We start from the raw sequence: 25,816 nt of genomic DNA, 5'->3' as shown, positions 1-25,816 counted from the left end.
CTGGTATCCATGCCCTTGATGACGGTGACGCTGTCGCGCGCGGCAGCACGTGCCGGGGCCGCCTGGCGCCGCGCCGCGCGCACGGGCGCCGCCGCCGGCGCCTTCAATTCCAGCAGCGACTCCTTGGTGGCGCCGCCCGTGTCGGCGGGCGCCGGATCGACCTGGTTGCGCAGCACCAGCGACAGGCTGCCCACGCTGCGCGCCAGGTCCAGCTTTTCCACCTGCTCCGGCGTCAGTTCCAGGGTCACGGCGTTGACCACCTTGGGCTTGTTGTCGTCGCGTCCCGATTCCTGCGCCACGGCCAGCACCAGGATGCGTTCCAGCACGATCTTGGAAATGGCCAGCGGCCCGCCGCCCGCCGGCCTGGCCCGGTCATCCTGCGTATGCACGAGAATGTCGACGAAGTTGCCCGGCAGCGCGAAGCCGGCCACGCCCACCACGTCGTTGACGCGCACGGTCATGGCGCGCTTGCCGGCAGCGACGATGGCCGACAGGCCACCGGTGGCGCCGGGCGGCGCGAGCTTGCTTTCCAGCACAGGCTCGCCCCTGCTGACGGCGCTGCGCGTGATGCGTCCGTCCAGCGCGCCGGCCTCGCCAAACGCCCCCGGCGGCATGGCGCCCGCCGGCCAGTCCATGCCGCGCAGCATGGCCGGCGTCACCTTCGCGCCCACGCCGATATCGACCAGCGCGACCATCACCGTCTGGCTGGCCGGCGCGCCCTGCCCTGACATCCAGCGCGCGGCCGCCAGCACGGCGCCGCCCGCCATCAGCAACGCCAGCAGCAGCACGATCGCAACGCGGCTATTTCTCATGATGTGTCCTCTTGGTAAAACATGGGTTTCCGCGCGCACGCGGCCATATCGCTGCCCGGCGCGTCATGCATAGCCGCCGGCCGCCAGGGCCAGGCTGATGGCGGTGCCGGCGGCAATGGCGATGGCGTACGGCAGGCTGCCGCTTGGCAGCGCGGGCGCGCCGACCAGCGGCGCTTCGCCTGCCGCGGCGCGCAGCCAGCCTTGCAGCAGCAATTGCCGGGCATTGGCCAACGCCTGGCGCAGCGTGCCCTGGCACAGGGCGACGGCCAGCGCCAGCACGCCGCCTGCAAGCAGGCTGCACAACACGGCAAACACGGCGGGGCGCGGCCCCAGAAACGCCCCCACCATCGCCATCAGCTTGACGTCACCCGCACCCAGCGCCTTCAGCGCATACATGGGCAGCAGCAAGCCCAGGCCGACGGCCAGGCCGCCCAAGGCCGGCCACAGCCCGGCCGGCGTCAGCCCGGGCAACGCCAGGCTGTTGAGCAACACGCCGAGCAAGGCGCCGGAAAAGACCAGCCGGTTGGGAATGCGCCGGCGGCGCACGTCATGCCAGACAGCGGCGGCCAGCAGCCCCCACAAGACTATGGCGGGGCTGAACGTCCAGAAAGAATGAGGGTCCATCGTGTACCTGATGCAAGCCGAGCGCATGACGGCATGCGCATCGTTGGGCGGGAAGCCGGCAGGCCAGTGCGCATGGGCAGCTGGCCTGACGGGGTGCAGCGCGGTGGGCGGGCGTCTTAGATCGCCGCGCCCGTCAACTTGGTGCCGATCGCCTTGAAGGCGCCATCGAGGCCGGTGGTGAAATAGCCGACGGCCGTGACCAGCGCCGCCGCCACCAGCGCAGCGATCAACGCATATTCGATGGCGGTCACACCATCTTCTTCGGCGATAAAGTTTTTAATGAAATTCATATTATTCCCTTTCAGGTCAAGTTTTAAACATGATAAAAACTGAAAATACAGTCTGAAAATAAAAACATTCACCTTGTTTTTATTTGCCAATTTCTGATGCGTGTATTTTATATAAACAAAAATTAAATCGAATCAGAGAAAAGTCATTTTATACGCAGTACAAACCATCTTAATTTTTTGTCCATAATCAGGACATATGTACTAGCCCTCCGCAGGCAGGGACTCGGCCAGCCGGTTGCGGGTGGCGTACACATATAATTCCAGGCGGTTGGTGACATCGAGCTTGCTGTAGATCGAGGTCAGATGATTACGCAAGGTTTGCTCCGAGATAAAAGCGCGCTGGGCTATTGCACGGTTCAGCGCGCCATTTCCTTCCACCATCATGGCAACGATCTTGCGCTCCTTCAGCGTCAGCCTGGCGATCCGCTGTTCTTCCGGATCGGGTGCCGCCTCCGGCTTGTTGAGCACCCCCAGCATGCTGTCGAGCAGCGCCGGAGCCAGGCACAACTCGCCCTGATGCAGGCGGGCGATGGCATCGATCATTTGCTTGGCGGGCGTCTCCTTGCCCACCACCGCGCGCACGCCGCTGCGCACGGCGCGCCCGCACTCGGCCTGGTCCTGCGTGCCGCTGAACAGCAGTACGCGCGAGACGCCATTGCCGAGCAGCTGCGGCAGATAATCGATGGCGCAGGCGCCGCCGCAGCCCAGATCGGCGTCCAGCACGATGACGTCGGGACACAGGGTCCGGGCCAGCAGCAGCGCGCCGTCGATCTCGGTGGCGCTGGCCACCACCTGCATTGCCGGCTGGGCGCCGGCGAGCAGCTGCTCCAAGCCCCACAGCCAAGTTTTGTGGTCGGACACCAGCATGACGCGTATGACATTTTTTGTTGACATGCTTTACCTCGTAACGTGTAACCCATTCCCTTCGGGGAATGTTATTGATCCGAATCGGATTGCCAGCCTCGTCCGCGCGCGCCTCTGTTGCCGCGCGCAGGGAAGGAAGTCATGGGGGCACGAAGGAAGAGGCCTTGGGCCGGCACGCGCAAATGCGGTGCGTGCCCCACCCCAGCGGTCGCCGCACGCCGGGCGAGTGCCAATGGATGGGGAGCGCGGCCAGGGCGGGCGCGCCGCCGGCGCGCCATCGCTGCTGCCATCGCTGCTGTTGCTTACATTGCAGCATTTTTATTGCATCACCTTGCAAAACAAGTCTTTGCCTGCACGCAGGACAATCCTGACACCAAGCCTGTTTTCATACCCGCGCATATTACTCCCGGCCCTGTAGGGATGGGGGCCGCACACTTGAAATAAGGCGCTTAATTACGATTATCTTGACCTGTAATAATTTAATGGGAAGACATACCATTGAAAATAGATATAGAATAATCGCCAGTCAAATGACGCAATACCACCCGCCCGGCATTCTTCATCGAGGCACCTAACCGGATTAATCCCATGCATTTAAAACAGGCCGATTCCCCCATATTCCGCAAGCAAAGCGGACAGCGCGGAGCCACCTTGCTGGAATTGGCCCTGATAATGCCGGTCTTTCTCATGCTGATAATCGGCATCATTGAATTGAGCATGGCGTATTTTGCCAATATGACCATGCAGCACGCGGTGCGCGAAGGCGCGCGCTATGCCGTCACGGGGGCCAAAGACCTCGACCCCGACAGCGCCAACCAGCAGCGCTACCAGGCCGTGATACAAAAAATACGCGACAGTTCCATGGGCATGTATGACAAGGTCAGCCCCGTGATCTCCGTCAACGGCAGCGATGCGGTCGGTGCCGCCATGTTCGGCCAGGCCGGCGATATCGTCGTCATCTCCGTCGATTGCCGCTGGGCGTTTGCCACGCCTTTGATCCGCGCCCTGTTCCGCGACGGGCAGGCGCATTTCGTGGTGGCCGCCACCATGCGCAATGAAAGCTTTGGCGGCCTGTGATGCGCGCCCGCCCTCCCGCGCCGCGCGCCGCGCGCGGCATCGCCGCCGTGGAATTTGCCATCGTGCTGCCGCTGCTGGCGCTGTTGCTGTTCATGCTGGCCGACCTGTCGCGCGCCATCCAGGCCAAGACCATCCTGCTCAACATCAGCCGCGAAGGCGCCAATCTGGCCTCGCGCTCCACGTCCGACCTGAGCGGATCTAGCCAGGCCATCATGAATGCGCTGGCCGCCAGCACGCCGCCGCTGGACATGAACAAGCGCGGCATGATCTACATCACCAAGATCATGGGCTACACGTCAAAGAGCGGCTTGCGCAATATCGTGCTGGAACAATACCGCTGGGATGCCGGCGCCAGGGCCAGCGGCTACCTGCCCGCCAGCCAGGTATGGCAATGCGGCAGCTGGAGCAACGGCGCGTGCACCGGCATCGCCAGGGACGACCATGCCCCCACGGTGGCATTGATGCGGAACCAGCTGGCCGATGGCGAACTGATCTACGCCGTGGAAACGTTCTACGATTTCGACATGCTGTTCGGCACCCTGAACTTTGGCAATAGCACGACGCCCGTGCTGGGCCCCAACCTCACTTCGATGACGGTATTCTGATGCGCATTCCACACAAGCGGCAAAGCGGCCAAGTGCTGATCATGGTGGCGCTGTCGGCCGTCGTCCTGATCGCCTCGGTGGGCCTGGCCGTCGATTCCGCCCTCGGCTACTTCGTCAAGGCCAAGCTCAATGCGGCCGTCGACTCGGCCAGCCTGGCGGCGGCGCGCGGCATCACGGCGGGCAATTCGGAAGCGGAACAGCGGGACAGTGCGCGCCAGGCTGCAAAAGAATTTTTTGATATTAATTATCCGGACAACTTCCTGCTCTCGACACCGGTCCTCCATCCCGTCGGCGTGGTGTTCGACAGAGGTACCGTCACCATCGACGTCTCGGCCACCGCCTCGCTGCCCGTCTCGCTGATGGGCATACTCGGTTTCAGGACGCTGAACGTGGCGGCCAGCGCGCAAACCATCCGCAAGGACCTGGACATGGTGCTGGTGATGGATACCTCGGGTTCGCTGAAAAACAATGCCGCCGCCGTGCGGGCGGCGGGCATTTCCTTCCTGAATAAATTCAATTCCACCGTGGACCGCGTGGGCTTGCTGCATTTTGCCAGCGGCGCGCAACTCGATCTGCCGATCAAGACAAGCGATCGCGGCTTCAATCGCACGCTGGCTACCAATGCCATCAATGCCTACAAGTTTGATGGCGGCACGAATTACTCGGAAGGCATGTGGCATGCTCAGGATCAGCTCAGTAGCATCAGCCAGAACAATCGATCCAGCCTGCGCGTCATCGTGTTCTTTTCCGATGGATCTCCGTCCGCCTTTTCCTCTTACTTTTTCCCCAGCATGAGTGGCAACTGCACGACCGCTGGGGCGCTGGCCGTGTACGACAATTTACCATCGAGTGGTTTTGCGACAGATGGACTGTACCGTATCGATGCAACCAGCACCAAGCTCGCGCCCGAGACCTATTGCACCAGAAACCTGATCAGTGAATTACCGGCCTGGTATAACGCGCACAATCTTCCCGCCCAGGCCGGCGACGTGACGCGGCGCGAATTCCCCATCGTGACCACTACGCCGCGGGCGGTGAGCAAAGATATGTCCACCAGAAAACTTCAGTGGACCAATATGCATCGCGCCTCGCGCAACCTGGCAGAAGCGATGGCCAGCAAGGCCCGCCTGGAAAATACCTACATCTTTACCCTGGGCATGGGGGCCGCGCTGAAGGCCGAGGCCGGGCCGGACAATGAAATCGGCGAGGACTTGTTGCGCTGCATGGCCAACACGAGCGATGCGCCTATGCGTTGCCGCAAGCCGGCCGAACCCGTGGGCCTGTACTGCTATGCGGCCACCGAAAGCGAGCTGAGCCCATGTTTCACGCGGCTCGCCTCGGCCATCCTGCGCATTTCCAAATAAGGCCAGCCCGCCATCTAGAAGGCGAAGCAGCTGCAGCCCAAGGTGCCCCAGAAGCCGGAAAAATCGCTGATCGGCACGGCCGACTTGCGCGCCCGGTCGTGCGCATGCGCATGCACGCCGCAGGCGCCCGCGCACTGGTGCGGCAGCATGGCTTGCGTTTGCGCAGCCACGGGCCGGTAGTGTCCCGGCACCGTGCGCACGGGCGACCACTCGGGCAGCACGGGAATCGGTGGCGGCGCCAGCGCCGTGAATTCCCCCTGGCCGTAGACGATTTTTCCGCCCACCATGGTCAGCACGGATTCGATGGACTTGATCGATTCTTCCGGCACCGTGAAATAATCGGCCGACAGCACGCTCAAATCGGCCAGCATGCCCTCGCGGATGCGCCCCTTCTTGCCTTGCTCGCTCGAAAACCAGGCACTGCCCGCCGTCCACAGTTCCAGCGCCGTGTCGCGCGACAGCCTGCCCGCCGCATCCGTCAAGGCCAGGCCGCCCACGGTGCGCCCCGATACCAGCCAGTACAGCGCCGTCCACGGGTTGTAGCTGGCCACCCGCGTGGCGTCCGTGCCGCCGCCGACGGGCACGCCCGCGTCGAGCATGCGCTGCACGGGTGGCGTGGCTTTCGCCGCTTCCGCGCCGTAGCGCTCGACGAAGTACTCGCCCTGGAAAGCCATGCGGTGCTGGATGGCCAGGCCGCCGCCCAGCGCCTTGACCCGGTCGATATTTTTCGGGCTGATGGTTTCCGCGTGGTCGAAAAGCCAGTGCAAGCCGCCGAACGGCGTGTCGCGGTTGACCTTTTCAAACACGTCGAGCATGCGGCTGATCGATTCGTCATAGGTGGCGTGCAGGCGGAACGGCCAGCGCTGCTCGACCAGGTGGCGCACGACCTTTTCCAGCTCATCCTCCATGCCGGCCGCCAGTTCCGGGCGCGGCTCGAGGAAATCCTCGAAGTCGGCGGCGGAAAACACCAGCATCTCGCCGGCGCCGTTGTGGCGATAGTAATCGGTGCCGTCGCCGGGCTTGATCATGCCGGTCCACTTCTGGAAGTCCTGCAATTCCGCGCCCTTGTTTTGCGTGAACAGATTGTAGGCGATGCGGATCGTCAGCTGATCTTGTTGCGCCAGCTCGTCGACGACGGCGTAATCCTCGGGATAATTCTGGAAGCCGCCGCCCGCGTCGATGGCGCTCGTGATGCCCAGGCGGTTCAGTTCGCGCATGAACTGGCGCGTGGAGTTCACTTGCAATTCCAGCGGCAGCTTCGGGCCTTTCGCCAGGGTCGCATACAGGATCATGGCGTTCGGCCGGGCGATCAGCAGGCCCGTCGGATTGCCTGCGGCGTCGCGCACGATTTCGCCGCCCGGCGGGTTCGGCGTATTTTTATCGTAGCCGACGGCGCGCAGGGCGGCGCGATTCAAGAGGGCGCGGTCGTACAGGTGCAGGATGAAGACGGGCGTGTCGGGCGCGGCCGCATTGATTTCATCGAGCGTCGGCATGCGCTTTTCCGCGAACTGGAATTCCGTCCAGCCGCCGACCACGCGCACCCATTGCGGGTTCGGCGTGCGCAGCGCCTGTTCTTTCAACATGCGCAAGGCGTCGGCCAGCGAGGGCACGCCTTCCCAGCGCAATTCCAGGTTGTAGTTCAAGCCGCCCCGTATCAGGTGCAGATGCGAGTCGTTCAGGCCGGGAATCACCGTGCGGCCATTCAGGTCGATCAGCTGCGTGGCGGGGCCGCGATGGCGCATCACGTCCTCCATGTCGCCGACGGCGAGAAATTTGCCATCGGCGATGGCGACGGCGGACGCCAGCGGCTGCGTCCGGTCGACCGTATGGAAACGGCCATTGAGCAAGATCGTGTGTGCGTGCATGGGAACTCCCGAATCAGGTGGAAACACGGCCCCGCCGGCGGGCGGCGGAGCCGGAGTCAGTGAAAAATCAATGGCCTTCGCTGGCGTTGAACATCGACTTGGCGTAGATCAGGCCCAGTCCGTAACCGCCGCCGTGCGCCACGGCCGTCGCCACCGTTTCATTGTAGGTCTCGCCACGGGCCCAGTCGCGCTGCAGTTCCAGCAAGTATTGCACGGACGTCAGCGGCTGTGCGCCTGCCTGTATCATGCGCTGCATGGCCATGGCATGGGCTTCGTCGGAGACGTCGCCGCTGGCGTCGGCGATCACATACACTTCAAAGCCCTGCTCCAGCGCCGACAGGGCCGGTCCCACGATGCACACGGACGTCCACAGGCCGGCCAGCACGATCTTGCCCTTGCCGTAGCCATTCACCTTGTCGGCGATGCGCGCGTCTTCCCAGGTATTCATGGTCGTGCGGTCGATCGGCGCCTGCTCGGGGAAGACGGACTGGATTTCGTCGAAGATGGGGCCGGAGAACGATGTGGCGGCCACCGTCGTCAAAATCGTCGGCACCTTGAATTCGGCCGCCGCCTTGGCCACCAGGGCCGCGTTGTTGCGCAGCAGGGCCAGGTCGATGGAGCGCGTGGCGAACGCCATCTGCGACTGGTGGTCGATCATGATCAGGGTATGATCGTTCGGGGTCAGCAGTTTGTGGGCGGCTTGGGCGGTGGCGATAGGCATTATGTTTTCCTTAGTGAAAATAATTGAATATAAAAAAGAGAGGTCTTTGTATGGTGCTTCTGCTCCTGCCCTTGCGTCACGCTGTGTGTGCCGGGCCAGTGCTATGCAGTATGGACGAGATACTTTGAAAACAAAAACGGAAAGAATGCCAAGCTATGTGCAATTTTTTCGATGATATAAAATAAGCACACCGACAGACGCACAAGGGGAAGAACATGGGATTTGAATTCAGGATCGCGGCCAGCCTGGCGCCGCGCCAGCGCCAGCACCTCGAACAGCTGCTGGCGGCACTGCCGCAGGCGCCGCGCGCAACCGGCGCCGCCATGCCCGACACCGACGCCAGGCTGACGGACGCCGGCCTGTATATATGCCAGCACCTGCGCCCCGACCCGTGGCACGGCCTGGACGCCGTGCGCGGCTACCTCGAGGCGCAGGACGTCAGCTACACCGTCGACGAGATCGACGACTAGGCTGGCTATAGGGTGCCCTCCAGCATCAGCCGCCAGATGCGGTAGCTGCCCGTATCGATGGTGCGCAGCAGGCTGCGCGCGCCATCCGCATACAGGCTGCGCGTGCGGTAATCCCGCCCCAGCAGGTTGGCGCCCGACAGGCGCAGGCGCAGCCTGTCGCTGACCCTCCACAACGCGTACATATCGAGTTCGCGCTTGCCGCCCTGCCAGGCCAGCAGCTGGCTGGACTCGCGCGAGCGAGCGCCCGCCTGGTAATTCAGGTCAGCGCCCAGGCTCAGGGGCAGGCGGGCCAGCTGGTAATCCCCGCCCACGTTGGCGCTCCACGGCAGCTGGCTGTCGAGACGGCTATCGGGGCCGGGCACGGCATCGAGCCTCGACCAGTTGCGCGCCACGTTGGCCCGCAAGTCCAGCGCGGGAGCGCCCGCCCACAGCACCGTCAAGGGCAGCTTCGCTTCCAGCGCGATCGAGCGCACGCCGGCATGTCCATGGTTGACGGGCGTGCTCACCCAGCGCCCGTTGTCCTGGTACAGGCGCTCCAGCATCACGTCGCTGATGCGCCGCAGCGAGGCGCTGGCGCCCAGCATGGCGCCCGCGCCCGGATAGTATTCATAAGCGGCATCGAAGCCCCACGCCAGCTCCGGGCGCAGCGCCGGATTGCCCTGGCTGTCGGGATTCGTGGGGCTGTTGCCATTGTCGACCGTGTACGGGCGCGGGATCAGCTCGAAAATCTGCGGCGCCTTGTAGGTGCGGGTAACGGCCAGGCGCACCTGCTGCTTGCCGCCGGACTTCCACAGGCTTTGCAGCAAGGGGCTCCATACCTGCGCGCGCACGTCGACCGGCTCGCCGCCGCCCGTGGCGCTGGCCGTGCGCCAGGTTTCCCAGCGCAAGCCCAGGTACAGCGACCAATGCGCGGATAGTTCCCATTCATCCTGCGCGAACAGGGCCAGGCGCCGCACCGTGGCCGCATAGTCTTCGTCGCTGAGCATGGGAGGCCCGCCCGGCTCCAGCTGGCGTTCGCGGCGAAAATCCGTGCGCCGCCGGTGCCCCGCATCCCAGCCCGCCGCCAGCGTGTGATGCTCGCCCAGCGCGCGGCGGTAGGTGCCGCTCGCCTGCACGCCCACCTCGTTCAGGCCCGAATCGACCAGGCGCGTGATGCCCTGCCCCGGCGCCGCGCCGCGGCCCAGGAACTGATAATCATTGGCGCGGTGATTGATGCTGGCGCCCAGCTTCACGTCGAGGCTGGCGCCATGGTCGAGCTTGCGCAGCCAGTGCAGGTCGCTGCGCACGGTGCCGCTGTCCTGATTGAAATCGGCCTGGTTCTCCGGATAGGCGGTCGTGCCGCCCAGGTAAGCCGTTTCCAGCGCATGGCGGCGGCTGGCCAGACGGCGCACGTTGACCAGGCTTTGCCAGGCCAGGCTGCCCTCCCCCGCCAGCGCCCATTGCAGGCGGGGCGCCAGCTCGATGCCGTCGCTCGTCACGCGCTCGGTGAGCGGCACATGGCGCACCACCGTGGGCGCGCCCGCTCCATCAAATTCGCTGCTCCACTCGTCGAGCAGCGCTTCGCGTCCGGTATGGCTGAGTGTGCCGGCCAGCGCGTACGACAGGCGTCCATCCTTGTCCGACCACTGCACGGTGGCGCTGCCGGCGGGCATGCCATGGCTGGCGGACGCGCCCAGCTTGAACGTGCGTTCGCGCCGCCCACCCGATTTTTTCAGCACGATGTTGATGGAACCGGCGATCGCCTGGGTGGAAAATTCCGCCGTGGCGGCGCGCATGATTTCCACGCGCTCGACCAGTTCCGGGTCCAGGGCGTCGAGCGAAAAGCCGGGCGCCACGGGCACGCCATCGAGCATGATCAAGGTATAGCCCTGGCCCAGGCCACGCATCTGGATTTGCCCGCCGGCGGCGCCCGCAGCCGCGCCGGCCGGCCCGCCGATGGAGATGCCGCGCAGGCGCTTCAGGGCATCGGACAGCACGCGGTCGCCCTGGCGTATCAGTTCATCGTGGCCGACGACGATGGCGGCGACGGTGTCGTTGCGGCGCCGCTCCGCCTTGCCCGCATGGACCGTCACGGAGGGGAGAATGTCTTCGGCACGGACGTGCGCCGTCAACGGCAGCACGAGGCTGCACAATACAATACTCAATCGCATGGAGAATCCTGAAAGGGTTGTGGTGGTGTCGGCTTGCGCGTTCCCGCGCTCACCCGACCAGCGGCCAGATCACACTAATGGCCGAACTGTTCCTTGCGCGTACGCAGGGCGCGCGCGGTGGCGTTGGCATCGAGACCGGCCAGCCACTGTTGCGGGTCCTGCAAGCGCCCGTCGCGGATCACCTCGAAATGCAGATGCGGCCCCGTCGCCAGGCCGGTGGCGCCCACGGTGCCGATGGCCTGCCCCGCCGTGACGGCCATGCCGGTCGTGAGCGTGACCCGGTCGAGATGGGCATACAGCGACTCGATGCCGCCGCCATGGTCGATGCGCACGGCCTTGCCGAGGCGCGCATCTTCGCTGACGCTGGCGATGCCGTCGGCCGCCGCATGCACGGGCGTGCCGCGCCTGGCGCCCAGATCGATGCCGCGATGACCCCGCGGCGTCAGCTGGCGCACCACGCCAAAGAAACCGGTCACGCGCATGGTATCGAGGGGATTGCGCCAGACAGCTGGCGCCGTGGCCGGCGCAGTGAGCATGCTTGCCGGTGCGGCTGCCACGGCCCACGCCAATGCCGGCTGCAACGCCAGGCTGGCCGCGCCGATCGCGCACAGCAGCAGCGCCGTCAGCACCCGCAGGGCCGCAGGCGGGCGCCCCTGCCCGTCACGCATGCGCAGCAGGCGCTCGGCCATGCCGCCACCACCGAAGGCCAGCCCCGGCAGCGGCTGCGCCTGCAGTCCCAGCTGCCGGACCAGGGCCGCCGCATATTGCTGGTGCTGGCGCGCGGGGCGGCCGGCCAGAACCTGGCGGTCGCAACCGAGTTCTTGTGCCCAAGCCAGCTGGCCGGCCAGCCAGCGCGCGGCCGGATTGAACCACAGCAAGGCCTGCAGCAGCTTGGCCAGCAGCAGGAGCACGGGGTCGCGCCGGCGTGCATGGGTCAACTCATGGGCGATCACCAGTTGCTGCTGTTCCGGCGTAAATTGCGCCAGGTGCACCGGCAACAGCAGGCGCGGCCGCCATATGCCCACCAGCATCGGCGAGATCGGCGCCGCCACTTCCAGCACATCCATTCCATGCAGGCGGCGGCGCTGCACCAGCTGCAGCAAGGCGCGCAACATGGCGTGGCCACGCTGCCAGCGCCAAGCTGCGCGAGCGACGCCCAACAGGTAGATCAGGCCCCAGGCGGACGGCACCAGGGCCAGCCAGGAAGCAGCGGATGGCAGCGCGGCAACCGGCGCAGCCATGGCCATCGGCGCGTCGGGCGCCGCGCTGGCCAGGAACACGGGCACGCTTACCTCGGGCAGCACGCTCAGCTGGCGCGTGTCGGGCAGCAGCGGCAGCACAAACACGGCGGCCAGCACCAGCTGGGCGCCCAGCCACACGCTGCGCTGCGCAGCCAGCGCGGGCCAGCGCCGTTGCGCCAGGCTCAGCATTGCCCACAGCAACATGCCCGTCACGAGACAGGCGGCGCTGGCCTGAACAGCGTGAGAGAAAACAGCAGCATCGCCTATTCCTCTCCCTCTAGCGGCCAGTCCTGCAGCAGTTGCTCCAGCGCCGCCAGCTCCTGCTGGTCCACCAGTTTGCTGCCCGTAAACATACTGACCGGCAAGGGACTGTCGATTTCCATCACGCGCCGGCCAAAGTCGTGGGCGAACGCGGCCAGAGTGGCCACCTTCTCCAGGTTCGCTTCATACACGAGCACGCCGTGCACGCTGCGCTGCAGCAGCATGCCCTTGTCCAGCATGCGCTCGAGCGTCTTGCGCGTGGACGAAAAAGACCAGCCCAGCTCGTCTTCCACCCTGGCATGCAATTCGCGCGCGGACAGCGGGTGGTCTTTCCACAAGGCTTTCAATAACGACAGTTCGGTGACGGAGGGCGTGCTCATGGTGCATCCTTTGAGTGACTATTGACACAATTATGCGACAACAGTCACACGCACGCAAGCGTTACTTGCGACAGCTGTCGCATGCACTGGACGCCTGTGCTAAAACTCGTCCCACTCATCGTCCCCCGGACGCTGTTTGCCGGTTGGAACTTGCGGCGCATGGCGCGCCACGGGTTTACCGCTGAGGCGGGCGGGCGGACGCGCCGCCTTGAGCGGCACGGGACGGCGCACGGCGGGCCGGGGTGCTGGCGCCGCGATGGCGTCCACCTGCGCCGTCCTGAACACGCTCACCGCATCGGCCAGCCGCGCCGCCTGCTCCTGCATGGCTTCCGCCGCAGCGGCGGCCTCTTCCACCAACGAAGCGTTTTGCTGGGTCACGTGGTCCATTTCGCTGATCGCCTGGTTGACTTGTTCGATACCGGCCCGCTGCTCATCGCTGGCGGCCGAGATATGCCCGACGATGCTGCTGACCTTGTGCACGCTGTCGACGATCTCGTGCATGGTGTGGCCCGCCTCGTCGACCAGCCGCGCGCCGTTCTCCACCTGCGCGACGGAGTCGTTGATGAGGGCCTTGATTTCCCTGGCGGCACCGGCCGAACGTTGTGCCAGGTTGCGCACTTCGGTGGCGACGACGGCAAAGCCGCGGCCCTGCTCGCCCGCCCGGGCCGCCTCGACGGCCGCATTCAGGGCCAGGATATTCGTCTGGAAGGCGATGCCGTCGATCACGCCGATGATGTCGACGATCTTGCGCGACGAGTCGTTGATCGAGCCCATGGTGTCGACCACCTGCGCCACCACGCTGCCGCCCTTGCCGGCCACGGTGGAGGCCGACGCGGCCAGGCCGTTGGCTTCATGGGCATTCTGCGCGTTCTGCTGCACCGTGCCGGTCAGCTCCTCCATCGAGGACGCCGTCTCTTCCAGCGAACTGGCCTGCTGTTCCGTGCGCGCCGACAGATCGAGATTACCCGAGGCAATCTGGCGCGAGGCCGTGGCGATGGCTTGCGTGCCGCCGCGCACTTCGGTGACGATGCGCAGCAGGCTGGCCGTCATGTCCTTCAATGCCTGCATCAGCTCGCCCGTCTCATCCTTCGAGCGCACTTCCACCCGCACCGTCAGGTCGCCCTGCGCCACCTGCCTGGCCACGTCGATGGCCGAACGCAACGGCCCGCTGATGTTGCGCGCCAGCCACCAGGCGATGCTGGCGGCCAAGAGCAGCGCCGCCGCGCCGCCGCCCAGCAAGGTCCAGTGCGTGCGCGCCTGCAAGGCCGCCGCCGCTTCCGAACGCTGCGCCAGCAGCACCGTTTCCGCCTGGCCGATCTCGTCCAGCAGGGCCCGCATGGCATCCATGCCCTGCTTGCCCCGGCCCTCCTTTTCCCGCGCCAGCACGGGCTCGATGGCCGCCGTGCCCTGCGCCACGGCGCGCCGCATGGCGATCACGGGTTCGAGCGCGCCGGCCAGCCAGGCTTGCTTGGCAGCATCGAGCTTCGCCAGGCGCTCCTGCTGGGCCAGGTTGTCGCTGGTCAGGGCGCGCGCCTTGTCGAGGTGCGCGCCGAATGCGGCCTGCCCCGCCTTGTACGGCTCCAGCGAGGCCTCCGCGCCGGTAATCACATAGCCGCGCTGCCCCGTTTCCATATTGATCAGGCTTTCCAGGATGGCGCTGTTTTCAGCCAGTACCTGGTAAGTGTGGGTATTGATGGCATTGGCGTCGGCCAGCCGCGAGACATTCAGCGTGGCGACGGTGACCAGGGCGGCCAGCAGCAGGACGATGGTGGCAAAACCGCCATACAGGCGGGTGGCGATGCGAAGATCGGCAATACGCATGATGTTCCTCCGGGAATGAACACCCCGGCGCCGCGGCGAGTCCTGCGGATGGAGTGCTACAGACAATAATAATGAATAACGGCATGAAACGGCGCACCGTCGCCATGTATTTCTTTTACCTGTGGCATTGCATACTTTAAACAAACTCGGCGGTTTTTTGCCAGGCTGTTATACTTCGCGTGTGCGGCACATATGACCAGTCCCCTTGCCGCTGTCTTTCGACCCCTAATCTGATTGCCTGCGACTGGCGCCCCACGATGGCGACAGGCCGATCTCACAATAAAGTTACCATGTCCTTTTCCTCCCTCGGATTGTCCGACGCTATCGTACGTGCCGTTACCGAACACGGCTACACCGTGCCGACCCCGATCCAGTCGCAGGCGATTCCCGCCGTGCTCGCTGGCGGCGACTTGCTGGCCGGTGCACAAACCGGTACCGGCAAGACGGCCGGCTTCACCCTGCCGGTGCTGCACCGCCTGTCGACCGACGCCAATGGCGCGGCCATCACCAGCAATACCTCGACGCGCCCGATCCGCGCCCTGATCCTGGCGCCGACGCGCGAACTCGCCGCCCAGGTCGAGGAAAGCGTGCGCGCCTACAGCAAGTACACGAAACTGAACTCGGCCGTGATCTTCGGCGGCGTCGGCATCAACCCGCAAATCAAGCAATTGAAGCACGGCGTCGATATCCTCGTCGCCACGCCGGGCCGTTTGCTCGACCACATGGGCCAGGGCACCGTCGACCTGTCGAAGGTGGAAATCCTGATCCTCGACGAAGCCGACCGCATGCTCGACATGGGTTTCATCCGCGACATCAAGAAAGTGCTGGCCGTGCTGCCGCCGAAACGCCAGAACCTGCTGTTCTCGGCCACGTTCTCGGAAGAGATCAAGGCCCTGGCCGACGGCTTGCTGAACAAGCCGGCCATGATCGAAGTGGCGCGCCGCAATTCGACCGTGGAAGTGATCAAGCAAAAGATCCATCCGGTCGACCGCGACAAGAAGCACCCGATGCTGTCCTACCTGATCAAGTCGAACAACTGGACGCAAGTGCTGGTCTTTACGCGCACCAAGCATGGCGCCAATAAACTGGTCGAGCAACTGGGCGCGGACGGCATCGGCGCCCTGGCCATCCACGGCAACAAGAGCCAGTCGGCGCGCACGCGCGCCCTGTCCGAGTTCAAGGACGGCACCTTGCAAGTTCTGGTCGCCACCGACATCGCCGCGCGCGGTATCGACATCGACCAATTGCCGCACGTCGTCAACTACGACTTGCCGAACATTCCGGAAGACTATGTGCACCGTATCGGCCGCACGGGCCGTGCCGGCGCCAAGGGCGAAGCCGTGTCGCTGGTCTGCGTGGATGAGCACGAAATGTTGAAAGACATCGAAAAGCTGATCAAGCAAACTCTGCCGCGCGAAGTCATCCCGGGCTTCGAGCCGGACCTGAACGCCCGCGCCCAGCCTGTGCAATTGCGCAGCGGCACCGGCGGTCACCGCAACAACAGCCGCGCGCCAGCCGGCGCCGTCGTGCGCGTGAAAACGGGCGGCGGCGGCGCCAAGCCACGCAGCGCCGGCCCGTCGGGCGGCGGTGGCGGCGGCAACCGTTCGGGCAATGCGCCGCGTTCGGCGGCCAACCACCGCTCCGGCGGGCGCGGCCGCTAATTCACGGTTGCAAACCTACTGCGCGGGGCGCTATCGATTCTCCGTTGCGCGCCGTACTTTAGTACGGCTGTGCTACTCGAACCGATATCATTCCCGCTCGCTACGGTTTTCAACCATGTATTGACGCGCTATTCAAAACCGTTCCAGAACTGGCTTCCGGAACGGTTTTTTATGCACGCCACCGATTGCCGATTTGGGCTAGGATAGTGTTCATTCCATTTGCCTGCGTGCCGCCATGCCGAACTTCGCTGCCAACCTCAGCATGATGTTTACCGAACTGCCCTTCCTGGACCGTTTTGCTTGCGCCAGGGAAGCGGGTTTCGATGCTGTCGAGTTTCTGTTTCCCTATGCCGTCGAGGCGCGGCAGATCGCCATGCGGCTGGAACGCCACCGCCTGCAGCTGGCCGTCTTCAATTTTCCGCCCGGCGACTGGGAACACGGCGAGCGGGGCATCGCCTGCGATCCGCGCCGGGGCGAGGAATTCCGCACGAATGTGCAGCTGGCGCTCAACTATGCGCTGGCGCTGGGCGCGAAACAGCTGCACTGCATGTCCGGCATCGTGCCACCCGGCATGAGCCTGGAGCGGGCGCGGCAAAGCCTGATCGGCAACCTGCAATATGCGGCCGACGCCTGCCGCCCGCATGGCATCAACGTGCTGATCGAGCCGATCAACCGCTACGACATGCCCGGTTACTTTCTGAACCATAGCCAGCAGGCAGCCGACATCATCGCCGACTGCCAGCGCAGCAATATCTTCCTGCAGTACGACATTTATCACATGCAGCGCATGGAGGGCGAACTGAGCAACACCATCCGCGCCATGCTGCCCCTGATCCGCCACGTCCAGATCGCCGACACGCCGGGCCGCCACGAACCGGGCACGGGCGAGATCAACTACCGCCACCTGTTCAAGCTGCTGGACCAGGTCGGCTACGCGGGCTGGGTCGGCTGCGAATACCGTCCCGCCAGTGACACCGTGGCCGGACTGGGCTGGCGCGAGCAATTGACGGGCGCGGCGCCCGCCATGAGCACGACGGGCGACTGATCGCAGCGCGCTTGCGCCCGCACAAGGCGGCTAGCGCAAGCCGGCACGACAATACCTTTCCATACAGTATTTCCTGTCGAGAGGTGACGTGTCCACCCTGCCCGCCCGCCATCGCCGCGCCCTTTACCTCAACCTGTACCTGAGCCTCTTCTTGGCCGTCGTGCTGTGCGGCTGCGCCAGTCCGCGCACCGACCTGGCGCAAGTGCGCGCCCTGGCCGCCGGCACCGATGCCTTGACGGCCTTCGGCGAACTGTCGCAGCGCCACGTGGACAGCTACCAGCGCACCCGCCCCTATCTGTCGCCCGCCGAAGACGCGCGCGAACGCCTGCTCGATGCGCAGCGCCGCGCCGCGCAGGCGGACGTCGCGCGCCTGGCGCAGGCCGTGCGCCTGTACCTGCAGGCGCTGGGCCGGCTGGCGCATGCCGATGCGTATGACGTGCAGCCGGAACTGGCCGGCGCCGGCGCCGCCATCCGCGCCTGGCCGGGCGGCGGCATCGACGACCGCCATGTCAGCGCCTACACCCTGTTGCTGCAGCAGCTGTCGCGCCTGGGCGGCGCGGCCAGCCAGCAGGCGCACCTGGCGCAAGTGCTGCACGACGGCGACGCGCCACTGCAAGCCTTGCTGGCCGCGCTCGACAGCTTGCTGGCGCTGTACGACAAAAGCGGCGACAACGAGCGCGACCTGGTGCTCGGTCTGCTCGACGTGGAAATCGCGTATGCCGACACGCCGCAGCAACGCCTGCTGGCCGTCCTGGCGAAGACCCTGCAGCAAAGTAAAACCGAGGAATACCGGCTGCTTGGCCTGCGCCACACGCTGGCGCGCCGGCAACTGGCGGCACTGGCGCGCGAGCACGCACAGCTGGCCGCCGCCCTCACCACCACGGAGGCAAGATGGACGGATCGGTAGGCAGGAGCGGCAGCGAACGCCGCGAAGCGGCTCTCAGCAGCGCCATGCGCGTCGAGCAACTGGCCGACAGCCTGTCGCAGGCGGCTGTCACCCTGCACGGCGCCGTCATGCGCGCCATCCGCAAGCGCGCCAGCCAGGGAGAAAACGGCATCAGCCACAGCCAGGCGCAAGCCGTCTTCGCCCTGGAAGTGGCCCTGCGCCAGCAAGCCAACCAGCTGTATGCCGATGCCGCCGGGCACACCGTAATGGGATTGGAAACGGCGCAGCGCCAGCTCAGCGGCCTGCTCGACACGGTGCGCCTGCGCATCGCCCGCAACGACGACGTGCGGCACTGGATCAGCCTGTCGACGAGTTTGTTGCACCTGGGCAGTGCCGTCCTGGCCGGCAATCCCGAGCGCATCCTCAGCACGCTGGGCAAGGTGCGTGAGCGGCTGCAAGAGATGGCGCCGGACTGATTGAAATCGGCCGGCGAGCGCCTATACTGGGACGTCCCCGCCTGGCAATCGTGCCTGCGGGGCGATTGCCAGAGGAGACCAACATGCGTATCGAACCGTATTTGCAATTCAATGGAAACTGCGCGCAAGCGCTGGAATACTACCGGCAGCACCTGCAGGGCACGGACCTGTGCCTGATGCCGTTCCGCGGCACGCCGGGCCAGGAGCAAGTCAAGGAAGACTGGTACGACAAGATCATGCACGGCTCGGTGCAGCTGGGCCCCACCATGCTGATGGGCTCGGACGGCGGCTGCGACGAGGGCGCCAAGGGCATGAGCGGCAGCTCGATCTGCCTGACCGTCGATACGCCGGAGGAGGCGGAACGGGCCTTCGACGCGCTGGCGCGCGACGGCAACATCCAGATGCCCCTGGAAGAAACCTTCTGGGCCAAACGCTTCGGCATGCTGAAAGACCAGTTCGGCGTGGCCTGGATGGTCAACTGCCTGAAAGAACCAGCATAGAACGGCCCGCGCCTGCCTGCGCCGCGTCAAACGCGGCGCGGGTAGTAGCGCAAGCAGAAGCGCCCATCCTGGACTACCATGGAGGAGAGAAGCCTATCGGGGACAGCCATGAATGGATTGCCGCAAGACCAGCTACAGCGCCTGCAGGGCGTGCTGGAGCAACGCAAGCTGGCGTTGCTGGAACAGATAGAAAACGAAGCGGCCGAAGCGGACGCGCGCGCCTCGCTGCTCAATGAAATCGAAGCCTCGCCGGCCGACAACGCCAGCGTGCGCACCTTGAACGCCCTCGTCAGCGAAGCGGCCGAGCACAACCAGGCGCAACTGGCCATCATCAAGCACGCGCTGGCCAAGTTTGCCGACGGCAGCTACGGCCTGTGCGACAACTGCGGCGAAGCCATCGGCCTGTCGCGCCTGAACGCGCGCCCCGAAGCGCGCCTGTGCATCGATTGCCAGACGCGGCTGGAAAAGGCCCAGCGCTCCATTCCATGACGGCACCATGAAAGCGGCACAACAACAAAGGGCAAGGCATCGCTGCCCTGCCCCCTGTTTTCCGACGTGACGACCATGCTGCCTGCCGTCCTCCGCCAGCGTCTATGCGCCGGCTGGGTGGACGGGTCTCCTCTACTGCCATTGCCTCTATGCAAGCTGTACGCTTGCTTAACTCATGTGCTGTCCGCCATTGATGGCGATGTTTGCGCCCGTGACGAATGCCGCCTCGTCGGACGCCAGGTAAGCGACCAGGGCCGCCACCTCGTCCGGCTCGCCCAGACGGCCCAGGGGGATTTGCGGCAGGATCTTCGTTTCCAGGATATCGGCCGGCACGGCCGTCACCATCTGCGTACGCAGGTAGCCGGGCGACACCGTGTTGACGGTGATGCCGTGGCGCGCCACTTCCAGCGCCAGCGCCTTGCTGAAGCCATGCACACCCGCCTTGGCGGCCGCGTAGTTGCACTGGCCAAACGCGCCCTTCTGGCCATTGACGGACGAGATATTGATGATGCGGCCCCATTTCTTTTCCAGCATGGGCTCCAGCACCTGCTTGCTCATGTTGAACAGGCTGTCGAGATTGGTCCGCATCACCTCGGACCAGTGCGGCAACTCCATCTTGCGCATGCTCTGGTCGCGCGTGATGCCGGCGTTATTGACCAGCACGTCGATACGGCCGAACTGCGCCAGCACCCTGCTGACGGCTTCGCTGCAGGCAGCAAAGTCCGTCACGTCGAGGGCCAGCGGGTGAAAATAATACTGCTGCGCCTGCTGCTCGTCGAGCCAGCTTTCCACCCGCGTGTTGCCCGGCGTATGCGCCGCCACGACGGCAAAGCCCGCCGCATGCAGGCGGCGGCACAAGGCCGTGCCCAGGCCGCCCATGCCGCCCGTGACCAGCGCTACCTTTTGTTCCTTCATGACTGTCTCTCCCCGCTTGTTATGGTTGTTCTGCGTGGCATCAAGTGTAGGAGCAGTTTTTATTGCCGGCCTTGCGCCAGATCAAGTGCTCAGCCTGATGCAGTCGTGCGCGGCCGGCACCCCGGACTGTGCCAGAATGGCCGCTACTGCACAGCGAGAGGACAGGCCATGACGTACAAGACCGTATTGCTCCATATCGACGACAGCGCCGGGCGCGCCGCCCGCATCGAAGCGGCGGCCAGCATCGCCCAGGCGTGCGGCGGCCACTTGACGGGCGTGGCGCTGACGGGCGTGTCGCGCCTGCTGTACCAGCACCAGCCCGACCTCGATGCCGACCCGAACCTGAGCTTGCATCTGAACTTCCTGCGCGACCGCGCCACGCGCGCCCTCGACGGTTTCGAACAACAGGTGCGCGCGGCAGGCGTCGCCTCGTTCGAACAGCGCGTGCTCGACGACGAGGCGGCGGGCGGCATCAGCCTGCTGGCGCGCTATGCGGATCTGGTCGTCATCAGCCAATACAATGCCAAGGATAAATCGCCGTCCGTGATGCGCGACTTTCCCGCCTATGTGCTGCTGCATTCGGGCCGCCCCGTGCTGATCGTGCCGTATGCGCCGCCGCTGCCGCTGCTGGCGCCGCCGGCAGCGGCGCGCAATGTACTCATTTCCTGGAACGCCAGCAAGGAAGCGAGCCGCGCCGTGAGCGCCGCCCTGCCCCTGCTGCAGCGGGCCGGGCAAGTCCACGTGGCGATCTTCGACGCCCAGGTGCATGCCGCCGAACACGGCGAACAGCCGGGCGCCGAACTGGTGCAATACCTGGCGCGCCACGGCGTGGAAGCGCGGCTGCATTTGCTCGATGGCGGTGGCGTACGGCGCGGCGATATCGGCGAAGCGCTGCTGTCGCATGCCGCCGACCTGTCGGCCGACTTGCTGGTGATGGGAGCGTATGGCCATTCGCGCCTGCGCGAAACCATCCTCGGTGGCGTCACGCGCACGATTCTGCAAAGCATGACCATCCCCGTGCTGATGGCGCACTAGGCTTTGGGAAAGACGGCAGGGCTAGCCACCCTGCCAGGGCTGGCTGCGGATCTTCGCCACCTGGCGCTGCGCCAGCCACTGCCACAGCTGCAGCGCGTCGTCCTGCGGCAGCGCCGACATGTGACGCGGACTGGCCAGGGCGATTTCACAATCGCGGTCCGACCATTCCTCGAAAGTGACTTCGCCTCCGCTAGCGACTTCGACCTGATACATCAAGCCATCGTCGTAGCCAAAGCGCAACAGCACCGCGGCCGGGCCGCCGTCCGGCGTGACGGCGCCGCCGCGGTACACCTCGGCCAGCGCATCGGCCAGCTGTGCCGGCGAGGGCGCGCAGATGTCGCGCCCATCCGCCCGTGTCAGAATGAACCATGCCTGTGTCATGACGCGCCCTCCTATCCATACTCGTTAGCATGCGAGGCAAGTACTACGGGCAGTCACCTTGGTCCAGTGTCACTTCGGGCGCGCGGAAACTATCCCTGTCGGCATTGTTTACCAATAATTACGAATACTAACAAGGATCATACCTAAATTTCGTGCAGTGCGGAATTTATGCATATGGCACCACAGAGGCGCCGATTCACGCCACCAGCACGGGAATGCTGAGCGGATCGAAGTCATGCCAGTCGCCATTGGCGATCGTGCCCTCCGCTTCCTCGATATGTTCGGCGCCGAGCCGGTGCAGTGTCTCGAGCGCCCGTTCGCGCTCGTCGAGGCCGCCCAGCGCCACGGCGATCAGCATGCCCGGATGGCGCGGCTGGCGGTGGTTTTCGCCATGCTTCTCGGGCTCGCCCGCCTCCTTCATCTTGTTGAAACTGTAGAGTGAGCCCACATGGGCGCCCACCAGCGCGCCAACCACCGGCCCCAGCGGCCCCGTCGCCAGGGTGGTGGCCGCGCCGATGCCGGCACCGACGGCGGCACCGACGGCCACGCCCTCGACCACGCCCTCAGGCGTCTCTTTGGCGCCGGGCGAGATGTCGCGGTCGCCGCCGAGCGCATGCAAATCATGCTGGCCCGGCTGGTTGACGAAAAAGGCGCTGATGCGGCTATCGGGAAAACCCGCCTGGTTCAGGGCGGCGCGCGCGGCGTCTATCTGCTCCTGCAACTGAAAATGACCTGCGATGATGCGTGACATGATACGGCCCTCCTGATCGGCTGCGGGCGCCCCGTGCGCCACTCCGACAGCGTGCGCCGGACGCCGCCAAGATACCGTTCGCTTGCGCACACAGCCCAGAAATCCTCAGGCCGGTACCCCATATGGGCTGCGGATATCGGCCAGGAATTGCTGTGCGCGCACATGTTGCGGCCGCGCAAAGAATTCGTCGGGCGTGGCCCGTTCCAGCACTTGCCCGTGGTCCATGAACCAGACGCGGTCCGCCACTTCGCGCGCGAAACCCATCTCGTGCGTGACGCACACCATCGTCATGCCGCCGTGCGCCAGGTCGCGCATCACCTGCAGCACCTCACCCACCATTTCCGGGTCCAGCGCGCTGGTCGGCTCGTCGAACAGCATCAGCGGCGGCTGCATGGCCAGCGCGCGCGCGATCGCCACCCTCTGCTGCTGCCCGCCCGACAGGGCCGCCGGCATGGCGCGCGCCTTGTGCGCCAACCCCACCCGTTCCAGCAGGGCCAGCGCCCGCTCCTCGGCTTCGCGCCGGGTGAGGCCGCGCAAGCGCTGCGGCGCCAGCGCGCAATTGTCCAGCACGGACAAATGCGGAAACAGGTTGAATTGCTGGAACACGAAACCGATATGCGAGCGGAAGGCATTCACATCCAGCCCCGGCGCGTGGATATCCTGGCCCGCCACCGTGATGCGGCCCGAGGCGACCGCCTCCAGGCGGTTGATGGTGCGGATCAGGGTCGACTTGCCGGAGCCGGACGGCCCGCACACGACCAGCACCTCGCCCTTGGCGACGTGTTCATTGATCTCGCGCAAGGCGTGATACTCGCCATAGTATTTGTTGACGTTGTCAAAGGTAATCATCTAGCCGCTTTCAGGAGACGCGCCTGGCGCCGCTCGAGCCAGAAGGCGGCGCGCGACAGGCTGAAACACAAGACAAAATACGTCATGCCCAGCAGGAAATACACTTGCACGGGTTTGGTCAGCACGAGGCCGTTCACTTGCGAAGCGATGAACGACACTTCGGCCAGGCCGATGATGGTGCCGAGCGAGGTTTCCTTGATGGTCGAGACGAACTGGTTGACCAGCGAGGGCAGCATGTGGCGCAGCGCCTGCGGCAGCACCACCGAGCGCATGCTGTCCAGATAATTCAGGCCCAGCGAACGGGCCGCTTCCACCTGCCCGCGCGGCACGGCGTGCACGCCGGCGCGCACGATCTCGGCCAGGTAGATGCCGTCGAAGAGGACGAGGGCGGCCAGCATGGTGCCGAACTGCCCGCTTTCATGTCCCGTGATGCTGGGCAGGAAGAAATACGCCCAGAAGATGACTAGCAGCAAAGGGATGCCGCGCACCACGTGGATCAGTACGGCGACGGGCCAGCGCAACAGCGGCCAGGGACTCAGGCGCGCCAGGCCCAGCAGCAAGCCGAACGGCAGGCTCAGCACCAGCGCCAGGCTGGCCAGCACGACCGTCAGCGCCAGCCCGCCCAACGGCCCCTCGGGATAGCGTCCCACGAGAAAATACAGCCAATAATCGTGGATCAGTTCCAGCATCAGGCCACCTTCCTTTGCAGCCAGGCCGCCAGGCCGGCGATCAGCAGCGAGACGGCCAGGTAGGCCGCGCTGGCGAAGACAAACGCCTCGACGCTGCGAAACGACGCCGCTTCCACGCGCTGCGTCTGGTACATCAGCTCGGCCACGCCGATGACGGTGGCGATGCTGGTGTTTTGCCACAGGGTCAGGGTTTGCGACAGCAGCGGCGGGGCGGCCAGGCGCAGCGCCTGCGGCACGATGCACAGGCGCATGGTGGCAAGAAAACTCAAGCCCAGCGCCCTGCCCGCCTCGAATTGCTGGGCGGGGATGGCGCGGATGCCGCTGCGGATGTCTTCCGCCATGTAGGCGGCCGTGTACAGGGTCAGGGCCGTGACGGCGCTGACGGCTTCGATATTGCCGGCATACAAGCGCTCCTTCCACGCATCGGCCAGCAATTCGGGCGCGCCAAAATACCAGAACAGGAAGTGGGCCAGCAAGGGAATGTTGCGGATCAGCTCGACGTACAGGGCGCCCAGGGCATTGAGCAGGCGCGACGGCGCCAGCCGCAGCATGGCCACGCCGCAGGCCAGCGGCAGGCCCAGGAGCAAGGTGATGCCCATCAGTTGCAGGGACAGCAGCAAGCCGGACAGCAGCCAGCCGCGGTAGTCGCCGGCCAGCAACAAGGTCAGATCAAACATGCGGAAGCGTCAACCGAGGTTCAGGCGTCGATCTTGTCCGATTCAATTTTAAATGTGCGTTTTTGAAATTTCACATTGCTCGTGGGGCCATACCATTTGAAGAACAGTTTTTCCGCCTCGCCCGACTTTTCCAGCCCGCGCAGCACCTGGTCGACGGCTGTTTTCACGCCCGTCTCGCCCTTGCGGATGCCGAAGGCAAACACTTCCTGGCTGATGTTTTGCGGCAGTACAAGGTAATCGTTCTGCGCGGCGCCCAGCTTGGCGTAATTGTTCAGCAAGGACACTTCATCGTCGACATAGCCAACGCCTTTGCCTTGCTGCAAGCCCAGATAAGCCTGGCCCGCCGTCTCGAACGTCACCACCTCTACGCCGGGCACGGCCTTGCGGATATTCGGTTCCTGCGTGCCGCCCTTGACGGTCAGCACTTTCTTGCCGGCCAAGCCAGCGACCGACGTGATATGGCTGCTTTTTTTCACCAGCACGCGCTGGCCCGTGTAAAACGTGGACAGCGAGAAGTCGACGAGCGCCTCGCGCTCCTTGTTGTGCGTCAGGGACGCCGTCAGAATATCGATGCGGCCCTGCTGCAGTTCGGGAATGCGGGCGGCCACGGCCAGCTGCTTGATCACGGGCTTGACGCCCAGGCCCTGGGCGATGGCGCGGCACAGGTCCACTTCATAGCCGACCAGCTGGCGCGACTTGGCGTCGATGAAACTGTTCGGTTCGTCCGTGCCCAGGGTGCCGCAGACCAGTTCGCCCTTCGCCTTGATGGCGGCCAGCTGGTCCGCTTGCGCCACCTGCGTGAAGGAAATGCTGGTGAGTAACAGGGCGGCGAAATGAAGGCGGGTCTGCATGGGATTCCTCTGGTGGATAACGAATGCCGCCATTAGACCGCAGCGCCCTTATTTCCAAAAAGGAAT

General features: G+C 65.1%; 28 protein-coding genes. 11 read left to right on the top strand and 17 right to left on the bottom strand.

All coding sequences use genetic code 11. The features are described 5' to 3' along the window. The 4 genes from cpaB to CBW66_RS13420 all read right to left on the bottom strand — a co-directional run. On the bottom strand, positions 1-812 hold an 812-nt coding region (cpaB, locus tag CBW66_RS13435), incomplete at its 3' end, for a Flp pilus assembly protein CpaB (protein WP_086153636.1). A gap of 63 nt (positions 813-875) precedes the next feature. After that, a complete protein-coding gene (locus tag CBW66_RS13430; protein WP_086138630.1) occupies positions 876-1,436 on the bottom strand; it encodes a prepilin peptidase in 561 nt (186 codons plus the stop codon). Between the two features lie 116 nt (positions 1,437-1,552). Beyond that, a complete protein-coding gene (locus CBW66_RS13425) occupies positions 1,553-1,726 on the bottom strand; it encodes a Flp family type IVb pilin (RefSeq protein ID WP_071650303.1) in 174 nt (57 codons plus the stop codon). Positions 1,727-1,927: 201 nt separating this feature from the next. Then, positions 1,928-2,620, bottom strand: coding sequence for a response regulator transcription factor (locus tag CBW66_RS13420; RefSeq protein ID WP_230492154.1), 693 nt, complete (start codon positions 2,618-2,620; stop codon positions 1,928-1,930). A 558-nt stretch (positions 2,621-3,178) separates the two neighbouring features. Between CBW66_RS13420 and CBW66_RS13415 the strand changes: the two genes are divergently transcribed. The 3 genes from CBW66_RS13415 to CBW66_RS13405 are packed head-to-tail and all read left to right on the top strand — an operon-like array spanning position 3,179 to position 5,636. Beyond that, positions 3,179-3,667: a TadE/TadG family type IV pilus assembly protein gene (locus CBW66_RS13415; protein WP_086138628.1), complete on the top strand. Its 489-nt coding sequence runs from the start codon at positions 3,179-3,181 to the stop codon at positions 3,665-3,667. Further along, a complete protein-coding gene (locus tag CBW66_RS13410; protein WP_086138627.1) occupies positions 3,667-4,272 on the top strand; it encodes a TadE/TadG family type IV pilus assembly protein in 606 nt (201 codons plus the stop codon). The genes CBW66_RS13415 and CBW66_RS13410 overlap by 1 nt, the downstream gene beginning before the upstream one ends. Further along, positions 4,272-5,636 carry a VWA domain-containing protein gene (locus tag CBW66_RS13405; protein WP_086138626.1) on the top strand — a complete coding sequence of 455 codons (1,365 nt, stop codon included), beginning with the start codon at positions 4,272-4,274 and terminating at the stop codon, positions 5,634-5,636. Before CBW66_RS13410 ends, CBW66_RS13405 begins: the two co-directional genes overlap by 1 nt. A gap of 14 nt (positions 5,637-5,650) precedes the next feature. Here the strand turns inward: CBW66_RS13405 and CBW66_RS13400 are convergent, their stop codons facing one another. Beyond that, positions 5,651-7,501, bottom strand: coding sequence for an amidohydrolase (locus CBW66_RS13400; protein WP_086138625.1), 1,851 nt, complete (start codon positions 7,499-7,501; stop codon positions 5,651-5,653). Between the two features lie 67 nt (positions 7,502-7,568). Continuing rightward, positions 7,569-8,222 (bottom strand): hydrolase, encoded by a 654-nt coding sequence (locus CBW66_RS13395; protein WP_086138624.1) that lies wholly within the window; start codon positions 8,220-8,222, stop codon positions 7,569-7,571. Positions 8,223-8,437: 215 nt separating this feature from the next. Between CBW66_RS13395 and CBW66_RS13390 the strand changes: the two genes are divergently transcribed. Continuing rightward, positions 8,438-8,692, top strand: coding sequence for a hypothetical protein (locus CBW66_RS13390; RefSeq protein WP_086138623.1), 255 nt, complete (start codon positions 8,438-8,440; stop codon positions 8,690-8,692). A gap of 5 nt (positions 8,693-8,697) precedes the next feature. Here CBW66_RS13390 and CBW66_RS13385 read toward each other — a convergent pair whose 3' ends face one another. From CBW66_RS13385 to CBW66_RS13370, 4 genes are all read right to left on the bottom strand, one after another. Further along, the gene (locus CBW66_RS13385; protein WP_086138622.1) at positions 8,698-10,842 is read right to left on the bottom strand and encodes a TonB-dependent siderophore receptor; all 2,145 of its coding nucleotides are present in this window, start codon (positions 10,840-10,842) and stop codon (positions 8,698-8,700) included. Between the two features lie 74 nt (positions 10,843-10,916). Further along, positions 10,917-12,287, bottom strand: coding sequence for a M23/M56 family metallopeptidase (locus CBW66_RS13380; RefSeq protein ID WP_086138621.1), 1,371 nt, complete (start codon positions 12,285-12,287; stop codon positions 10,917-10,919). A gap of 59 nt (positions 12,288-12,346) precedes the next feature. After that, positions 12,347-12,724 (bottom strand): BlaI/MecI/CopY family transcriptional regulator, encoded by a 378-nt coding sequence (locus tag CBW66_RS13375; RefSeq protein WP_086138620.1) that lies wholly within the window; start codon positions 12,722-12,724, stop codon positions 12,347-12,349. A gap of 99 nt (positions 12,725-12,823) precedes the next feature. Then, positions 12,824-14,545 carry a methyl-accepting chemotaxis protein gene (locus tag CBW66_RS13370; RefSeq protein WP_086138619.1) on the bottom strand — a complete coding sequence of 574 codons (1,722 nt, stop codon included), beginning with the start codon at positions 14,543-14,545 and terminating at the stop codon, positions 12,824-12,826. Between the two features lie 290 nt (positions 14,546-14,835). Between CBW66_RS13370 and CBW66_RS13365 the strand changes: the two genes are divergently transcribed. The 6 genes from CBW66_RS13365 to CBW66_RS13340 all read left to right on the top strand — a co-directional run bounded on the left by CBW66_RS13365 (position 14,836) and on the right by CBW66_RS13340 (position 19,602). Continuing rightward, on the top strand, positions 14,836-16,206 hold the full coding sequence (locus CBW66_RS13365) for a DEAD/DEAH box helicase (protein WP_076570359.1): 1,371 nt from the start codon (positions 14,836-14,838) through the stop codon (positions 16,204-16,206). Between the two features lie 235 nt (positions 16,207-16,441). Beyond that, complete coding sequence (gene otnI, locus CBW66_RS13360; RefSeq protein ID WP_086138618.1) at positions 16,442-17,251, top strand: 2-oxo-tetronate isomerase; 810 nt, start codon at positions 16,442-16,444, stop codon at positions 17,249-17,251. 88 nt (positions 17,252-17,339) lie between these two features. Further along, positions 17,340-18,158: a hypothetical protein gene (locus CBW66_RS13355; protein ID WP_086138617.1), complete on the top strand. Its 819-nt coding sequence runs from the start codon at positions 17,340-17,342 to the stop codon at positions 18,156-18,158. Then, a complete protein-coding gene (locus CBW66_RS13350) occupies positions 18,143-18,613 on the top strand; it encodes a hypothetical protein (protein WP_086138616.1) in 471 nt (156 codons plus the stop codon). The genes CBW66_RS13355 and CBW66_RS13350 overlap by 16 nt, the downstream gene beginning before the upstream one ends. A gap of 83 nt (positions 18,614-18,696) precedes the next feature. Next, positions 18,697-19,113 carry a VOC family protein gene (locus CBW66_RS13345; RefSeq protein WP_086138615.1) on the top strand — a complete coding sequence of 139 codons (417 nt, stop codon included), beginning with the start codon at positions 18,697-18,699 and terminating at the stop codon, positions 19,111-19,113. A 108-nt stretch (positions 19,114-19,221) separates the two neighbouring features. Then, entirely contained in the window at positions 19,222-19,602 is a 381-nt protein-coding gene (locus tag CBW66_RS13340) for a TraR/DksA family transcriptional regulator (RefSeq protein ID WP_086138614.1), read from the top strand. A gap of 168 nt (positions 19,603-19,770) precedes the next feature. Here the strand turns inward: CBW66_RS13340 and phbB are convergent, their stop codons facing one another. After that, the gene (gene phbB, locus CBW66_RS13335) at positions 19,771-20,517 is read right to left on the bottom strand and encodes an acetoacetyl-CoA reductase (protein ID WP_086138613.1); all 747 of its coding nucleotides are present in this window, start codon (positions 20,515-20,517) and stop codon (positions 19,771-19,773) included. 168 nt (positions 20,518-20,685) lie between these two features. On the opposite strand from phbB, the gene CBW66_RS13330 reads away from it, so the two are divergent. Next, the gene (locus CBW66_RS13330; RefSeq protein WP_086138612.1) at positions 20,686-21,552 is read left to right on the top strand and encodes a universal stress protein; all 867 of its coding nucleotides are present in this window, start codon (positions 20,686-20,688) and stop codon (positions 21,550-21,552) included. 21 nt (positions 21,553-21,573) lie between these two features. Here the strand turns inward: CBW66_RS13330 and CBW66_RS13325 are convergent, their stop codons facing one another. From CBW66_RS13325 to CBW66_RS13300, 6 genes are all read right to left on the bottom strand, one after another. Beyond that, on the bottom strand, positions 21,574-21,933 hold the full coding sequence (locus CBW66_RS13325; protein WP_086138611.1) for a hypothetical protein: 360 nt from the start codon (positions 21,931-21,933) through the stop codon (positions 21,574-21,576). 196 nt (positions 21,934-22,129) lie between these two features. Next, positions 22,130-22,684 (bottom strand): glycine zipper domain-containing protein, encoded by a 555-nt coding sequence (locus tag CBW66_RS13320; protein WP_086138610.1) that lies wholly within the window; start codon positions 22,682-22,684, stop codon positions 22,130-22,132. A gap of 105 nt (positions 22,685-22,789) precedes the next feature. Next, the gene (locus CBW66_RS13315; RefSeq protein WP_086138609.1) at positions 22,790-23,533 is read right to left on the bottom strand and encodes an amino acid ABC transporter ATP-binding protein; all 744 of its coding nucleotides are present in this window, start codon (positions 23,531-23,533) and stop codon (positions 22,790-22,792) included. After that, the gene (locus CBW66_RS13310; protein WP_086138608.1) at positions 23,530-24,222 is read right to left on the bottom strand and encodes an amino acid ABC transporter permease; all 693 of its coding nucleotides are present in this window, start codon (positions 24,220-24,222) and stop codon (positions 23,530-23,532) included. The genes CBW66_RS13315 and CBW66_RS13310 overlap by 4 nt, the downstream gene beginning before the upstream one ends. Continuing rightward, the gene (locus CBW66_RS13305; protein ID WP_086138607.1) at positions 24,222-24,899 is read right to left on the bottom strand and encodes an amino acid ABC transporter permease; all 678 of its coding nucleotides are present in this window, start codon (positions 24,897-24,899) and stop codon (positions 24,222-24,224) included. The genes CBW66_RS13310 and CBW66_RS13305 overlap by 1 nt, the downstream gene beginning before the upstream one ends. Positions 24,900-24,919: 20 nt before the next feature. Further along, the gene (locus CBW66_RS13300; protein ID WP_086138606.1) at positions 24,920-25,750 is read right to left on the bottom strand and encodes a transporter substrate-binding domain-containing protein; all 831 of its coding nucleotides are present in this window, start codon (positions 25,748-25,750) and stop codon (positions 24,920-24,922) included. Positions 25,751-25,816 lie beyond the last annotated feature (66 nt).

The organism is Janthinobacterium sp. GW456P (assembly GCF_002127655.1).
Classification (GTDB): Bacteria; Pseudomonadota; Gammaproteobacteria; order Burkholderiales; family Burkholderiaceae_D; genus Janthinobacterium.
This window is presented reverse-complemented; position numbering and strand designations above follow the sequence as displayed.